This window comes from Algibacter sp. L4_22 (assembly GCF_023473045.1).
Lineage (GTDB): Bacteria > Bacteroidota > Bacteroidia > Flavobacteriales > Flavobacteriaceae > Algibacter.
In genome coordinates this window covers 73,848-89,518 of sequence record NZ_JAMCOK010000001.1, presented here as the reverse complement: position 1 = coordinate 89,518, position 15,671 = coordinate 73,848, and the positions used below count along the sequence as shown (strand labels likewise).

Genomic DNA, 15,671 nt, shown 5'->3' with positions numbered 1-15,671 from the left:
AATTTGAGTTGGCTACATTATTTAGGGCGAAATTATACTTATTAAATATAACAAAATGGTGTTTTTGAAAAATTTATGGTATATATGATGTTTTGTTTTTAAACTCGCTTGGTGTTTTTCCAACGTGACGTTTAAAATATTTTGTAAAATGTGAGTTATCTCGAAAGGAAAGTGAGTATGCAATTTCCGAAATATTTTTTTCAGTATATAAAAGGAAACGCTTGGCCTCACTTAAAATAAAGTCTGATAAAATTTCGGAGGCCGATTTATTACATTCGGTTCTGCAGCTTTTGTTAAGGTTTTGCGGACTGGTGTTTAACAAGTTGGAGTAATGCTTTACACTGTTCGATAGTTTTTCTTGCGTACTAAGAAGAGCAATGAATTCTTGATAAATAGATTGATGGGTTATATTCTTTTTGTTTTCAATTTGAAGTAACTTTCCTAATAGAACCTTCATCAAAGCTTCAACAATAGTCTTGTTTTTTTTGTTTTTATTTTCAGTAATTAATAATTGAAATAACTGTTCTATTGTAGTATTATCTTTGGGGCTTAAATACGGAAATGCACTAATTTTTGCTAATTGTTGTTTGATTTCGATATCTAAACATTGCTCAATAAAGGCTTCTTTGATAATAATAACATAACCTTCGGGCTCTGAAGTTAAGTTCCAATAATGAATTTGTTCTTTTCTTACTATGAAAAAAATAGGGTTCGTTATTTCTATTTTAAAATTATCAATAACATGAAAACCAGTTGCTTTAGTGAAATAAACAAACTCTAAATATTTGTTGTGCTTGTGTGGTTTAGTTACTCTAGTGTGTTTTCTAAAAGGTTCAATTTTTATAAATTCTTGGGCATTGGTTTTATCTTTTACGGTAAGCTCTGTCATATTTATGCCTTAATAGAATGCTTTAGAATTTAAAATGTAAGAAATACAAATATAAAATAATTATAAGTTATATATAGTAAGGTAATTTGAAAATAGTATTTTTGTAAATTACACTTCTTTATATATCAAACTTGTATGGTTACATTAAAACAGTTAGCGAAAGAATTAGGCGTGTCTATTTCTACAGTTTCAAAAGCTTTAAATAATAGCGAAGAAATTGGAGAAGATACCGTTAGACGCGTAAAAGAACTCGCAGAACTATATAATTACAAGCCAAATAAAGTGGCGTTGAGTTTAAAAAATAATAAAACTAAAACTATTGGTGTTATTATTCCTAATATTTTAAACAGGATTTTAGCCAAAGTGCTTTTTGGTATTGAAACTGAAGCAGCAAAACACGGCTACAATATTATTACGTGTATATCTAACGAATCTTTAGAGAAAGAAAAGGAAAGTTTACAATTACTAGCTAATGGTAGTGTAGATGGTTTTATTTTATCGGTTGCTGAAGAAACGCAGATTAATAATGAGATTGAACATTTTAAAAAAACCATTAGTCAAGGGTTGCCAATTGTAATGTTTGATCGTGTTGCTCATGATGTCATGTGCGACAAGGTTATAGTTGATGATTTTGATGCGATATATAATGCTACAAAAAGCCTTTTAAATGAAAAAAGGAAAAATATAGTCTTTATTAGTAATATTAATGACTTAAGTGTTGGTAAGTTACGCGAACGCGGTTATAATAAAGCTATTTTAGAACATGGTAAGCAGGAGCCATTAGTTTTAAAAATTAAAAAGAAGAAAGACGATCATCAGAAAAAAATAAAATCCTTCTTAAAGAAGAATAGAACTGTAGATGCTGTAATAGCTGCCGATAGTTCATCTGGTATTATAGCATTAAATACTGCTATAAATTTAGGCTTAAAAGTACCAAAAGATTTTTCGGTTATAGCCTTTGCTAGTAAATCTGATTCCAACCACACCATTCCCAAATTAACAACTATTCGTCAACATGCAAAAGAAATTGGAGTAAGTGCAGCTCAAATGTTAATTACTCGAATGCAAAATTTAGCTGCTAATGCCGATGTGAAAACTAAGATTGTTAAGACGAGTATTGTTAAAAACAAATCTACTTTATAGTAGTTTTACCTTTTTTTTGTAAATTTTACTCTCATTTTTCTACTTTTTATTGTCTTCGTTACTTTCGATTCTCGATGTAATACAAGTCTTGCAAGAATTACCTTATTTTTTCAGTAAGGCTAAGCCTTTTTATGCGCAATTTTTACGGTTAATCCTTTTTTTACAAGAAATTTAAATAATTTCTTGTGTACTTTTGTTTCACTGATCTTAAGATAATTACCAGTTTTTTACCCTTTAATTCGTACAAATTATGGGGCCAGGATTCCATTTGCCAAAAATTAAAATTCACCTTAAAAACACATACAAATGAAAGCATTAAAAATCACCTTCATACTAGCCTTATTAGTTACCATATTCACATCATGCACAGAGCAGGACTTAAACGACGATAGTTTATTAGCAGGGAATGAAACAGAAGTTAACGATACAGGCGGCGACATAGACGAATTTACAGGCGGCGATATCGACGAGTAAAACATTAGAAACAAATAATACAATTCACCTTAAAAACACATGANAAATGAAAGCATTAAAAATCACCTTCATACTAGCCTTATTAGTTACCATATTCACATCATGCACAGAGCAGGACTTAAACGACGATAGTTTATTAGCAGGGAATGAAACAGAAGTTAACGATACAGGCGGAGACATAGACGAATAACTAGTTAAAAATTTAATCAACTAAGAAAATAATAATACATTTGAAGTAATCATAAAATGCATTATTGTTGAGACTCAGTATATTTATAATATTATTTATCTGTAATTTTTCCTTTTGCCAGCAGGAAGATGCATTTTTAGAAATAGATTCCTTAAAGAAAACCGTTTTTAATATTAAAAAACAAGACTCTTCTTTAATAGCGGATACCCATTATTTAATAGCGCATACATTTAGAAAGAGCACGACCTACGCCGATAGTGCATACTTTTACTACCAAAAAGCTGAAAAAATATATCGGAGCTTAGGTAACAATTTTAAATTAGCGCGTACTATTTATGGTATTGCTGTTATATTAAAAAATGAAAAGGATTTTATAGGGAGTGAGGTTGCTAGTTTTGAAGCTATAGCTTTATTAGAGCCTCTTTATGAAACCAGATCGGTTACAGAAGTAAAGTCTTATATTTATAATAATTTAGGTATTGTTTTTAAAGAACTCGATGAATTTGATGAATCAATAGAATACAATAAAAAAGCACTCGAATTAAAATATAGGTTAAATGTTAAAAGCAGTATTGATGCTTCTAAAAACAACTTAGCCAATACTTATAAAAAGAATAAGCAGTATAACCTAGCACTAAATTATTATAGTGAAATTTTATCCAATAAGGATCTTGTTAAAGAACGTCCACGGATATTTTCATTAGTGCTTGATAATTATGCGCATACACGATTTCTTTCGGGTAACTTGAGAGAACTTCCTGGGTTATACCTCAAAGCCTTAAAAGTTAGTAATAGCGTAGGTAAAGACGATTACTATTCTATAATTATCAACCAGCATTTGTCAGAATATTACTTCGATAATAAAAGAAATATTGATTCTGCTAAATATTACGCTTATAAGGCAAAAAATATTTCAGAAAAATACTACACAGACGATTTATTAAAATCCTTACTCTTACTGTCTAAAATAGAAGAAGATCACAAGGCCGTAGAATACTTCAATGCTTATATTAAATTGAGTGATAGTCTACAAAAAAATGAACGTAACATTCGAAATAGATTTGCAAGAATCCGTTTTGAAACAGGTCAGAAAGAGAAAGAAAATATCCAGCTTACAAAAGAACGTATGTGGTTATTTATTATTTCGGTTGTTGTCGTGATTTCTTCTTTTTTATTATATCTCGTAATAACTCAAAGAAATAAAAATATTGAATTGAAGTTTGTTCAAAAGCAACAAGAAACAAATGAGGAAATTTATAATCTCATGCTTTCTCAAAATGAAAGTATAGAAGAAGCTAGAGATTTAGAAAAGAGGCGTATTTCTCAAGAACTTCACGATGGTGTTTTGGGACGATTATTTGGAACGCGTTTAAGTTTAGATAGTTTAAATAGAAATAATAGTGATGAGGCCGTTAAGTCTAGGGATTTATATATCACTGAATTAAAAACTATTGAAGATGAAATTAGAAAGGTATCGCATGAGTTAAATACGGATTTTGTTTCTGGTTCCGGATTTATAGATATCATTAAAACACTTGTAGAAACACAAACATTAGCTTATGGGTTAAATTATAATTTAAATTATGATGAATCCATAAGTTGGGAAGATGTTAATAATAAAAAGAAAATACATATTTACAGAATTATCCAAGAAACATTACATAATATTTACAAGCATGCTAATGCAGAAAGCGTAAATATTAGTTTAAAATTAAAAAATGACGTAATTTGGTTGTCTATTAAAGACAACGGCTCAGGTTATGATGTAGGAAAAGCAAGGTCTGGTATTGGTTTAAAAAACATGAATTCAAGAATAAACGATATTAACGGCATATTAAAAATAACTTCGATTAAAAACCAAGGAACAACTGTAGTAATTGAAGTGCCAATGCTTTAACCAAAAAAAATGATTGAAAAATTAAAACTATTAATGATTGATGATCACCCTATGATTATTGAAGGGTATCAAAACACATTGCTTTTTACTAAAAAAGAGAACCAAGAATTAGAAATAGATATTGCAAATAATTGCGACGAAGCGATTATGTATATGGATAAGGCGGTTGCAGCAGGTTTACCTTATAATGTGCTATTTGTTGATATTAGTATACCACCATCTAAAGATGGAATTATGAGTTCTGGTGAAGATTTAGCTGAGTATGCTAGAAAAGTGCTGCCAGACGCTAAAATTATTATTCTAACCATGTTTAATGAGTCTTTTAGAATTCATAATATTATAAAGACTATAGATCCAGAAGGATTTTTAATAAAAAGTGATTTAACGTCTAGTGAATTAGCTAGTGCGTTTCAGGCGGTAATTAATAATCCTCCATTTTATAGCGGTACGGTTAATAATCATATTCGAAAATCCATCGTTAGTGATATCGTTATAGATGATAAAAACAGGAAAATACTTCATTTATTATCTCAAGGTATAAAAACTAAAAACTTAGCATCTCATTTAGATATCTCTTTAAGTGCAGTAGAAAAACGTAAAAGACAGTTGAGAGATATTTTTGAAGTGCAAGACGGTCAAGACGAGACTTTGTTGAATGAAGCAAGAAAAAAAGGTTTCGTGTAGTTATTCTTACAAAAGTGTTAAAAGTATAAGTTTTTTAATAAAATTTTACTTTTTTTTTGAGCCCGTAAGCATGATTATACTTGATTTGTATTATTTACCCGTAAGTCTGTTACGGGTTTCCCACAGTTTGAAAAGAAAAGATATTTTTATCTTTGATGTATCAACACTTCGAAAATTAATTAATCCCTCAATTTTTTGTTGATAATAGCAATTTACATAGACCCTGTGGAGGTGAGAGACCCACAGGGTTTCTTCATTTTAAAACTTTAGTAAGTAAAAATAGCACTACCATAATCAATTAGTATTCCAATAAAGAGACCTAAATAAATTATAGCAACAACAAATTTTATAAAAGTTGATGTTAAAAAGCCTATAAACGATCCAAATGCGGCCTTCGTTGCGGTTTTTGCATCATTTTTATTTATAAGTTCTCCTATTAATGCTCCAAAGAAAGGGCCAATAATAATACCTCCAGGAATAGGAGTTATTAAGCCTACAATGAGTCCTACCGTTGTACCAATTACTCCATATTTTGTGCCTCCAAAGCGTTTTGTACCTATAACAGGAATAATGTAATCTAATACCCAGATTGCAATAGCAATAAGTAAAGTTATAATTAAAAAGGATTTGTTCATAGGCACAGCATCTGTAAAATGTGCTATTAAAAGCCCAAACCAACTTGTTACTGGCCCAGGTAAAACTGGTAAAAAACTGCCAATAATACCTAGTATTATAAAAAGAGATGCAATAATAATTAAAATAATATCCATATAAAGTGTTATGTTATTATAATAATAAGACGAAATACCATGCCAAATGTTACATTTTTAAACTAAAAAATTAGTTTTAACTAAGTTTTTAGTTATATTTGTGAAACTAAGTTTTTAGTTGAATAAATAATTTCTATAAAAATGAAACAACTTACTAAAGCAGAAGAAGATATTATGCAAATACTTTGGCAACTCGAAAAAGCCAATGTAAAAGCTATAATAGAGCAGTTTCCAGAACCAAAACCAGCGTATAATACGGTATCAACTATTGTTCGAATTTTAGAAAGTAAAGGTTTTGTAGATTATGAAAAAGCAGGGAAAGGCCATATATATTTTCCGTTAATGAAACAGCAAGACTATAGTAACCAATCTATAAATAAATTGGTAGACAATTATTTTCAAGGTTCATTTAAAAGTATGGTGTCATTCTTTATGAAGAAAAATGATATCAGTTTAAATGAGCTGGAATCTATACTAAGCGAGATTAATAAAAAGGATAAATCATGATACATCACATCATTCAAACTATAGCTTTTCAGGTATTCTTTTTACTAATTTACGATGTATTCTTAAAGAAAGAAACCTTTTTTAATTGGAATAGATTCTATTTATTAGCTACAGCATTAATATCGTTAGTACTCCCTTTGGTGAAGATTGCACGCTTTGAAAATGTTGTGCCAGAAAATTATATCATTAGGTTACCAGCTGTTATTTTGGGGCAAACAGAGGCAAATATTAAGGCCGAAGAAATAAATGAAACCATTTTACCTTCTAGTTTCACCTTTTTAGAGTTAACATTTTATTTTGGCGTTGGGGTAGTAATGTTATTATTTATTTACAAGTTTAGTAAGCTTGTAAGGCTAATTCACTCAAATCCTAAGGAGTATAAAGACCAATTTATTATCGTTAAACTTTTAAACAGTAGTGCTTCGTTTTCATTTTTTAAATACATTTTTTTAGGTGAAATACTTAATAAAGATGAAAAAGAAATCATTTTAAAACATGAAGAGATACATGTAAAGCAATGGCATAGTTTAGATTTAATGTGTTTTGAGTTGTTGCGTGTTTTATTTTGGTTTAATCCGTTAATTTATATTTATCAAAATAGAATAACAGAACTGCACGAGTTTATCGCCGATGCTGAAGCTGCTAAAATAGAAGGGAAGTCAACTTATTATCAAAACTTATTAACTCAAGTTTTCGATACCAAAAAAATATCATTCATCAATCCATTTTTTAATCAATCATTAATCAAAAAACGAATCGTTATGTTACAAAAATCAAAATCAAAACAAGTTTATTTATTTAAGTATGCGTTGTTAATTCCTTTAATATGTGGAATGTTAGTTTATACGTCTTGTGAAAAGGGAGATGGTAAAACTTTAAATGACGAAGCAAATATTGAAATCTTAATTTCTGATCTTCAATCTAAGCTTGAGACAAGAGATGGGTTTTCCGACTCTGAGAGAGAAGCTGTTAAAAACCTAATTTCTGCTATGATGAAAAAAGATAAAGTGTGGAGCGAAGGAATTCCAAATAACGGCTCCGATGTTATGTTAGATAATGTCCAAGTCCCTTTTGCTGTAGTAGAGCATGTTCCTGTATTTCCTAGTTGTGAAGGATTAGAATCTAACGTTGAAAAAAAAGCGTGTATGTCTAAAGGAATTCAAGAGTTAGTTGCTAAAAATTTCAACACGAAATTAGCAGATAGCTTAGGGTTAAAAGGGAGGCAACGCATTAATGTTGTTTTTGTAATAAATAAGAAAGGAGAAGTAGAAGGCGTACGTTCTAGGGCACCGCATCCAGCATTAGAAACTGAGGCAATTCGAGTTATAAAAACATTACCAAAAATGATTCCTGGAGAGCAAAAAGGTAAAAAGGTAAATGTACCTTATTCGTTACCAATAGTTTTTCAAGTGAAGGAATAAAAATAAAATAGATCCTGTTTTTAAAACTGAAGAGAGAGCTTCGGTTTTATTTTGTTCTAATTTTAGGAAATAAAAGCCATCAATACAGCTATTAAGTGCCTTATTCTGAACAAAAAGAGTTTAAAAACCAAAAAAATCGTACTTTTCGGTTTTAGTTTTAATCTATGAAACAAATTTGTGTTTTTCTATCTGTTTTAATGCTCTGCTCTTGCGAGTATTTTAATGTGAAAAAAACATCATCAGAAGCCATTTTAAAAGAGGAACTACAAACTTTTAATTGGAGTGATGTTGATGCTTATCCTAGTTTTTCGGAGTGCGATTCGATTGAAACAAAAACCGATAGGAAATCTTGTTTCGAGAGTGTTTTAACTTTGCATATTTGGGAGTTTTTAAAACAAGAAAAAATTGTAGTTACTCATGATATTAGCGATACTATTATTTTAAGTTTTAGAGTTTCGGAAACTGGGGATTTAAAACTTCGAAATGCTAAAATAGATTCCTTAACACGCCATGAAATTCCAGAAATTGAATCGTTACTTTATAAAAGTTTAGATGGCTTGCCTCAAGTTTTTCCTGCAAATAAACGCGGACAACAAGTTAAAACAGAATTTGAATTACCAATCATTATTAACATAAAATAATGTTTTCAGAATACTCTTTTCAATTTAGAAGATCGGTTCGTGGTCTATTTTTTAAATTCTCGCCCTTTCCATTTATAAGTTTTAAAAATCGATAAAAAAGCAATATAAACACTAAAAAACGGATATATACAAAAAGTTGGAATGAAGCTTTTTAAAACCCATTTTTGATTGAAAAACGAGGCTGTTTTATGTATTAAATAAAAATCGATACTAAATTTAATTAGTAAAATATAGAATAGCGTTTTTAAAGGGAAATATCCAAAAAACGATAGCAGTATTATAGAAATAATTATGGTATTAATTAGTAAAACAATAAGCCCTGTAAGTTTACCAAAGAAATTATTATAAGCACTTGCTTTAGATGCCCATCGTAGGCGCTGTTCTATTAAACTACTCCAGCTAGGTTGCGCATTTGTTTTTACTATAGCATGCTTGCATTTTAAGTAATGCGTGTTTTTAGGGTGCTTTTTTACAGCTTTTTCTAGTAGAAAGATGTCATCGCCACTTGCAATATTGGTGTTGCCTTCAAAACCATTAACAGTTTTAAAAAGTGTTTTTGTATAACCAAAATTAGCACCGTTGCATAAAAAAGGTTTTTTTATCCCAAAGCCGCCAATAGTTGCCCCTTGTAAGCTCAAAAGATCGAGGGTTTGGAAACGATTTAAAAAACCTTTTTGCTTATTGTAAGCAACTGGGGCGGCTATACATTTTGCTTTTGTTTTTTGTATAAACTCATCAAAACTATCAAGCCAGTATTTTGGTAGCGAACAATCGGCATCGGTAGTAATTATCCACTCATGTTTAGCTTGTTTTATAGCTGTTGTAATAGCATCTTTTTTAGGTGAATTTGTTTGTCTGTCGTTTCCAATTATCTTAAATTTTTGTTGTTTTTTATTGAAGTACTGGGTTATAATTTCAGCAGAACCATCAGTTGAGTCATCATCAATAAAAACGATTTCAAATAGATGTTTTGGGTAGTTTAGATTTTCTAAAGACAGCAGAAGGCTTGATAAGTTTTTGGCTTCATTCCTAAAAGGAATTAGTATTGAAAATTGTGTTTTTGATGCTAAATCCGTTAATTTAAAGGTTAAGACTTTATCAAAACCATAAGCAAAACGCCATATTAAAGCGAGATAAATAATGCTAATAATGATGCTTGTTAAAATCATGAATTTATTATGGTTTTTGGCATTTTAAAACGGAGTACAAAAAAACTACCTATTATGCTTGGTAATACAAAATTTAGCAACCACATTATGGTAATTACACATAGAATAATGAGTTCATTTACACCTAAAAAAGAGAATAAATAAACAGCTACACTTCCTTTAATCACAACATCGAATATAAATATTGTTGGTATTATAGATACTAATAAATACATAGATGTTATACCAATCATACTATTAAAATAATCAATTTCAACATGAAAACATTGTAATAAAAAGTAAAATTGAAATGAAAAAATAGCATAGCGTAGAAAGGATAATAAAAAACCAATTGATAGGTTTGTTTTTTGAAAATTAAGAATAAACATTTTCAGTTTTTCAATAGAAAATCCTTTAACGATGAATTTAGTTTTACGTAGAATAAAAATGATTAAACAAATTAATACAAAGCCAATAGTAGTATATTTTGATAAGCGATAATAGTTTAGATCGAGATTATATTTGGAAACAAAAAAGTAAAGCCCGATAATTCCTAAAACAACAGTAACACCCATTTGTTGTAAATTACTAATTAAATTAACGAGCATAATACGTTTGCGTAAATTCTTAGTGAAATACATTGCTTTTGCTCCGTATTCGCCAATTCTATTGGGAGTAATTAAAGACGCTGTTAAAGATCCTAAAGTTTGGTTTGTAGCTTGTTTAAAACTTGTTTTTTCCTGAGTTGAAACTAAATTTTGCCATTTTAGAATTTCGAAAAACCAATTAAAACTACTTAAAAGGATTAAAAAAAATATGGCTTTAAGTGAAAACGCATCATTTTTAATGATATTTTCTTTAAAATCATAAAAACTAAGTTCGTTGTTATTTACCAGTTTATGATAAATAAAATAAAATGCAGCAACAACTATGCTCAATTTAATGAGTACAAAAAAGAATTGTTTAGTTTTGTGTGGTAACATTTTATTGAAATAGTTATCCAATAAGGTTTAAGTAACCTCGTTGGTTGTTTAATACCTTATCACGATAAATAAAGTGCAAATTAAATTAATATTATAACATGGTTCCTATTTTAAAATTTAATAAACATAAACTAATTGCAATATCTTTAATTTGTTTTGCAACTTTATGCTTTTCTCAAAGCGATACGAGTACGTTTAAAGCACAATTTGCTTTGGGGGTTAATAGTCCGTCTAGTAATGGTTTTGTTAGTAATTTCGAAGCTAATTCTGTTAATTTTCCAACCATTAATTTAGGTTTGCAGTATATGTTTAACTCTTTAGTTGGAGCGAAATTAGATTTAGGTTATAATCGATTTTCAAATGCTAAGAACACACCAGAATTTAAAACAAACTATACGCGTATAAATGCGCAACTGGTTTATAATGCTTCAAACTTGCTAGGTCTATATAATAACTTTGTAACGTTTTTACATGCAGGGCCGGGTATTTCAATAATAAAGCCATTGGGAGATTATGGTGAAAATAAAACGACGTTCTTAAATGCTATGGCAGGCGTAGAGTTTCATTATGGCGTTTCGGATAAATTATCGTTGTATTTAGATACTTCTTATATTTTAGGATTCGGAAAAATTTTTAACCCAATTAACGAAGGTTTTGGATCGTTTAATGGAAATTTATTAACCATAACAGTTGGCGCGTCTATTTCGTTAAGTGGTTGTAAATATTGCGGACAATGAAACCAGAAAGAATTATTTTAGGGATAGATCCAGGTACAACCATTATGGGATTTGGGTTAATAAAAGTAGTTGGGAAGAACATGGAGTTTCTTCAAATGAACGAATTGGATTTAAAAAAATACAGCGATCACTATTTAAAATTAAAACTCATTTTCGAGCGTACCATCGAACTTATAGACACACATAATCCAGATGAAATAGCTATTGAAGCACCTTTTTTCGGTAAGAACGTACAAAGTATGCTGAAGTTGGGTAGAGCTCAAGGTGTTGCAATGGCAGCAGGTTTAAGCCGCGAAATTCCTATTACAGAATATTTACCTAAAAAGATAAAAATGGCTATTACTGGAAGCGGAAATGCTAGTAAGGAACAAGTTGCTAAAATGCTTCAGAGTCTATTAGGTTTAAAAACGCTTCCAAAAAATTTAGATTCAACCGATGGGTTGGCAGCAGCTGTCTGTCATTTTTATAATTCCGGTCGGGTAGAAATTGGTAAAAGTTACACGGGTTGGGATGCTTTTGTAAAACAGAATGCAACTAGAGTTGCTAAAAGAACTTTAAAAAAATAAAGTGTTAAATACGAAAGAAACCCATAACATTAAATATTCCGAGGCATCGGAAAGGCAAGGAGGCGCTATTTATATTCATATACCTTTTTGTAAACAAGCCTGTTTTTATTGTGATTTTCATTTTTCAACCTCATTAAAAAAGAAAGATGAATTAATTCAATGTTTGGTGAAAGAGTTAGAGTTAAGAAAGAATAAATTAGAAAACTTTACCATTGAAACCATTTATTTTGGAGGAGGAACACCAAGCTTGTTAACGGTTAGTGAAATTCAATTATTAATAGATACTGTTTATAAGAATTATGATGTTCTCGAAAATCCAGAAATTACACTAGAAGCTAATCCAGACGATTTATCAACTGAGGTTATTCTTCAGCTTGCTAAAAGCCCAATAAACCGTTTAAGCATTGGTATTCAATCTTTTTTTGAAGACGATTTAAAAAGCATGAATCGTGCTCATAATACTGAAGAAGCAAAGCGTTGCTTAGAGGAAGCTACTCAGTATTTTGATAATATAACCATCGATTTAATTTACGGTATTCCAAATATGAGTTTGGAAAAATGGGATAAGAATTTAGAAATTGCATTTGGTTTTGGAATCAATCATATTTCGAGTTATGCCTTAACTGTAGAGCCAAAAACGGCATTAGATACTTTTGTGAAGAACGGCAGCTATCCACCAATAGACGAAGGTTTGGCTTTAGAACATTTTAATCATTTAGTTGAAAAAATTGAGGCTCAAGGTTTCGTGCATTATGAGATTTCAAACTTCGGAAAACCCGATTATTTCTCTAAACATAATACAAGTTATTGGCAAGGGAAACCTTATTTAGGCATTGGCCCATCGGCACATTCCTTTTATGGAAATGAGCGTAGTTGGCATGTTTCAAATAACATAAAATACATACAAGCCATTCAAAAAAATGAATTACCTAACACGATAGAAATACTTTCTAAAGAAGATCAATTTAACGAGTATGTGATGACGGGTTTGAGAACTATTTGGGGTGTTTCACTTAATAGAGTTGAGGTTGAATTTGGAGACGTATTTCTCCAGCATTTAAAAAAATATTCAAATAAATTTATAAAAGAAGGCTTGTTAGTTATTTCGAATGAAAACGAGCAAATAGCTCAGAGTAAATTGGATACCGATTTAAAAAGTAAGGCTAGTCACCAAATTCTAAAAACAACTCAAAAAGGGAAGTTTCTTGTTGACGGAATTGCTTCCGAATTATTTATGATTTAACTATATTTGATGATATGCAGACAACAATACAATATAATTCAAGAAAACTTCAAATAGATTTAACAAAACCAATAGATATTTCGATTGCAATTGAAGCGTCAAAACAGAGTGTGAATGCTTGGTATATAGACGATCCAAAAATTGAGCCTGCTAAAGATGGCGAATGGGTTGCTAGTGTAAAAGAAGGTGCGGCTATTAATTTTAATAATATAATTTTTAATCCACATGCTCACGGTACGCATACCGAATGTGTTGGGCATATTACCGAAAAAGTGCATTCTATTAACCAAAATTTAAAACAATTTTTCTTTTTGGCAGAAGTTATTACTGTAGCTCCGGAGCGTTTAGATGACGATTTTGTTATTTCTAAAAAGCAACTACAATATGCATTAGGAAATAAAAAACGTGATGCTGTAGTTATTCGTACCTTACCAAATACTAAAGGGAAATTATCACGACAATATTCAAATACAAACCCGACATATATATTAGAGGAAGCCGCTATTTACTTGCGTGAAAAAGGTGTAAAGCATTTATTGGTAGATTTGCCGAGTGTAGATAAAGAAAAGGACGAAGGCGAACTTTTGGCACATAATGCTTTTTGGAATACCAAAGGGAAATTAAGAATGGATGCTACAATAACCGAATTTGTTTACGTGGAAAACCGTGTAGAGGATGGCGAGTATTTTTTGAATCTGCAAATTGCTTCTTTTGAGAATGATGCAACGCCAAGTAAGCCTGTTTTATACAAAGTAGAGCCAGTTTAAAAATTTTGGAACAGAAATTGATTTCATAAGAGAAAACTAAAACGAATTAATGGAAGCATTTTTAGGCATAATAATCGGAATTTTGGCGACAATGGGTGTTGTAACTTATACCAAGTCGCTTAAAAAGAAAAGCTTAGTAAACGCGCAGTCTGTTTTGTTGCTAGACAAGATTAAAAAGGTGTGTAAGTTTATTACAGTTGAAGGTGATTTTGCTGAAATTTATCATTATGAAGATGTTAAAGAGCGTTTTTTAAAACTAGTAAGTAGTCGAAAAAAAGCACTAGTTATTATTAATGCCAAAGCGCATGTAGGATACGATTTAGCTAAAATTGAATTAAAGGCAGATACTGAAAGTAAGAAGATTATTTTAGAACATTTTCCGCAACCTGAAATTTTATCTATTGAGACTAATTTGAATTATTACGATAAATCTGACGGGATTTTTAATAGGTTTGAAGCATCAGATTTAACAGGTCTACATAAAGAAGCCAAACTTCATATTCAGGACAAAGTACCTGAAAGTGGACTTATTGAAGTTGCGCAAAAGGAAGCCTTAGAAACCATTTTACTTATGGAAACCATTGTGGAAACTATTGGATGGGAATTGGATTATTCGGCTTTAAAAATTGAAGAAAAAGGTAAAAAGTTGATCAAGTAAATTATTTAATAATGATTGAAATTTCAACAGATAAAAGTAAACTTCAAATAGATGTTGTTCATCACTTCATAACCAATGCCTATTGGGCAAAAGGTAGAACAGTTGCTGAGGTTAAAAAAACTATAGAGCATTGTTTTTGTTTTGGTGTATATCTTGATGATAAGCAAATTGGTTTTGCAAGAATAGCTACAGATTATACTGTTTTCGCGTATTTAATGGATGTTTTTATTCTTAAAGAACATCGTGGCAAAGGCTATTCAAAAGAATTAATTGAATTTATTCATGAAGCTGAAGAATTAAAATCATGCAAAGTGTGGATGTTAAAGACGGCCGATGCTCATGGTTTGTATAAGCAGTTTGGTTATACGGCATTGAGGAATCCAGAAAAAGTAATGGAGCGAATTTTGAAATGATATGGTTTAAATATCTAGCCTATCGAATTGTAAACTCCTAGATGAGTTCAACTTAAAACCATTAAAATGAATATCGAGCAACTCCGTAATTACTGCCTAGAAAAGAAAGGAACTACCGAGGATTTTCCGTTTGATGAAGATACTTTAGTATTCAAAGTATTAGGTAAAATGTTTGTTTTGGTTGGATTATCAAAATGGGAGCGTGGTGAGGCATCAATAAATCTAAAAGCAGATCCAGAATACTCCCAAGAATTACGTGCAGAACATGAAAGCATCCGTCCGGGGTTTCATATGAGTAAAAAACATTGGAATACTATTTATATTCACGAAGGTGAATTATCACCTGAATTTATCTTCAAGCTTATCGATCATTCCTACGATATGGTTCTAAAAGGTATGAGTAAAAAAATGCGTGAATCTTTATAGTTTCACTTAAAGCTTTGATTATCAATTGTTTTTTTTGTATTTTGGCAACATCTATTTCTCTCTCCCTTACATATTTACTAGCATAATCTAAACACCCTTAAATCTTAAAGTCGT

19 protein-coding genes are annotated in these 15,671 nt (G+C 30.4%); 15 read left to right on the top strand and 4 right to left on the bottom strand.

What is annotated here, in order from left to right; translation table 11 throughout:
* Positions 1-73 precede the first annotated feature (73 nt).
* A complete protein-coding gene (locus tag M4I23_RS00405; protein ID WP_249753071.1) occupies positions 74-889 on the bottom strand; it encodes a helix-turn-helix transcriptional regulator in 816 nt (271 codons plus the stop codon).
* 135 nt (positions 890-1,024) lie between these two features.
* On the opposite strand from M4I23_RS00405, the gene M4I23_RS00400 reads away from it, so the two are divergent.
* The 5 genes from M4I23_RS00400 to M4I23_RS00380 all read left to right on the top strand — a co-directional run bounded on the left by M4I23_RS00400 (position 1,025) and on the right by M4I23_RS00380 (position 5,277).
* Positions 1,025-2,032 carry a LacI family DNA-binding transcriptional regulator gene (locus M4I23_RS00400; protein ID WP_158845730.1) on the top strand — a complete coding sequence of 336 codons (1,008 nt, stop codon included), beginning with the start codon at positions 1,025-1,027 and terminating at the stop codon, positions 2,030-2,032.
* Positions 2,033-2,338: 306 nt separating this feature from the next.
* Positions 2,339-2,506 (top strand): hypothetical protein, encoded by a 168-nt coding sequence (locus M4I23_RS00395; protein WP_158845724.1) that lies wholly within the window; start codon positions 2,339-2,341, stop codon positions 2,504-2,506.
* A gap of 46 nt (positions 2,507-2,552) precedes the next feature.
* A complete protein-coding gene (locus M4I23_RS00390) occupies positions 2,553-2,696 on the top strand; it encodes a hypothetical protein (RefSeq protein WP_158845721.1) in 144 nt (47 codons plus the stop codon).
* Positions 2,697-2,763: 67 nt separating this feature from the next.
* Positions 2,764-4,593, top strand: coding sequence for a tetratricopeptide repeat-containing sensor histidine kinase (locus M4I23_RS00385; RefSeq protein ID WP_249753070.1), 1,830 nt, complete (start codon positions 2,764-2,766; stop codon positions 4,591-4,593).
* Between the two features lie 9 nt (positions 4,594-4,602).
* A complete protein-coding gene (locus M4I23_RS00380; RefSeq protein ID WP_158845715.1) occupies positions 4,603-5,277 on the top strand; it encodes a response regulator in 675 nt (224 codons plus the stop codon).
* A gap of 266 nt (positions 5,278-5,543) precedes the next feature.
* On the opposite strand, the gene M4I23_RS00375 is transcribed toward M4I23_RS00380, so the two are convergent.
* Positions 5,544-6,047, bottom strand: coding sequence for a DUF456 domain-containing protein (locus M4I23_RS00375; protein ID WP_249753069.1), 504 nt, complete (start codon positions 6,045-6,047; stop codon positions 5,544-5,546).
* A 141-nt stretch (positions 6,048-6,188) separates the two neighbouring features.
* Between M4I23_RS00375 and M4I23_RS00370 the strand changes: the two genes are divergently transcribed.
* From M4I23_RS00370 to M4I23_RS00360, 3 genes are all read left to right on the top strand, one after another.
* The gene (locus tag M4I23_RS00370; RefSeq protein ID WP_158845709.1) at positions 6,189-6,554 is read left to right on the top strand and encodes a BlaI/MecI/CopY family transcriptional regulator; all 366 of its coding nucleotides are present in this window, start codon (positions 6,189-6,191) and stop codon (positions 6,552-6,554) included.
* Positions 6,551-7,975, top strand: a complete 1,425-nt coding sequence (locus M4I23_RS00365) for a M56 family metallopeptidase (RefSeq protein WP_249753068.1) — start codon at positions 6,551-6,553, stop codon at positions 7,973-7,975. Before M4I23_RS00370 ends, M4I23_RS00365 begins: the two co-directional genes overlap by 4 nt.
* 164 nt (positions 7,976-8,139) lie before the next feature.
* A complete protein-coding gene (locus M4I23_RS00360) occupies positions 8,140-8,616 on the top strand; it encodes a hypothetical protein (RefSeq protein ID WP_249753067.1) in 477 nt (158 codons plus the stop codon).
* A 44-nt stretch (positions 8,617-8,660) separates the two neighbouring features.
* On the opposite strand, the gene M4I23_RS00355 is transcribed toward M4I23_RS00360, so the two are convergent.
* Positions 8,661-9,785, bottom strand: coding sequence for a glycosyltransferase (locus tag M4I23_RS00355; RefSeq protein ID WP_249753066.1), 1,125 nt, complete (start codon positions 9,783-9,785; stop codon positions 8,661-8,663).
* On the bottom strand, positions 9,782-10,702 hold the full coding sequence (locus M4I23_RS00350) for a lysylphosphatidylglycerol synthase domain-containing protein (protein ID WP_249753065.1): 921 nt from the start codon (positions 10,700-10,702) through the stop codon (positions 9,782-9,784). Before M4I23_RS00350 ends, M4I23_RS00355 begins: the two co-directional genes overlap by 4 nt.
* 143 nt (positions 10,703-10,845) lie before the next feature.
* Between M4I23_RS00350 and M4I23_RS00345 the strand changes: the two genes are divergently transcribed.
* The 7 genes from M4I23_RS00345 to M4I23_RS00315 all read left to right on the top strand — a co-directional run bounded on the left by M4I23_RS00345 (position 10,846) and on the right by M4I23_RS00315 (position 15,557).
* On the top strand, positions 10,846-11,484 hold the full coding sequence (locus tag M4I23_RS00345) for an outer membrane beta-barrel protein (RefSeq protein WP_249753064.1): 639 nt from the start codon (positions 10,846-10,848) through the stop codon (positions 11,482-11,484).
* Positions 11,481-12,050 (top strand): crossover junction endodeoxyribonuclease RuvC, encoded by a 570-nt coding sequence (ruvC, locus tag M4I23_RS00340; protein WP_158845693.1) that lies wholly within the window; start codon positions 11,481-11,483, stop codon positions 12,048-12,050. The genes M4I23_RS00345 and ruvC overlap by 4 nt, the downstream gene beginning before the upstream one ends.
* 67 nt (positions 12,051-12,117) lie before the next feature.
* On the top strand, positions 12,118-13,293 hold the full coding sequence (gene hemW / locus M4I23_RS00335; protein WP_249753588.1) for a radical SAM family heme chaperone HemW: 1,176 nt from the start codon (positions 12,118-12,120) through the stop codon (positions 13,291-13,293).
* Positions 13,294-13,307: 14 nt separating this feature from the next.
* The gene (locus M4I23_RS00330) at positions 13,308-14,060 is read left to right on the top strand and encodes a cyclase family protein (protein WP_249753063.1); all 753 of its coding nucleotides are present in this window, start codon (positions 13,308-13,310) and stop codon (positions 14,058-14,060) included.
* A 49-nt stretch (positions 14,061-14,109) separates the two neighbouring features.
* Positions 14,110-14,718 (top strand): DUF4230 domain-containing protein, encoded by a 609-nt coding sequence (locus tag M4I23_RS00325; protein ID WP_249753062.1) that lies wholly within the window; start codon positions 14,110-14,112, stop codon positions 14,716-14,718.
* A gap of 11 nt (positions 14,719-14,729) precedes the next feature.
* Complete coding sequence (locus M4I23_RS00320) at positions 14,730-15,131, top strand: GNAT family N-acetyltransferase (protein WP_158845684.1); 402 nt, start codon at positions 14,730-14,732, stop codon at positions 15,129-15,131.
* 66 nt (positions 15,132-15,197) lie between these two features.
* On the top strand, positions 15,198-15,557 hold the full coding sequence (locus M4I23_RS00315) for an MmcQ/YjbR family DNA-binding protein (RefSeq protein ID WP_158845682.1): 360 nt from the start codon (positions 15,198-15,200) through the stop codon (positions 15,555-15,557).
* Positions 15,558-15,671: the final 114 nt, after the last annotated feature.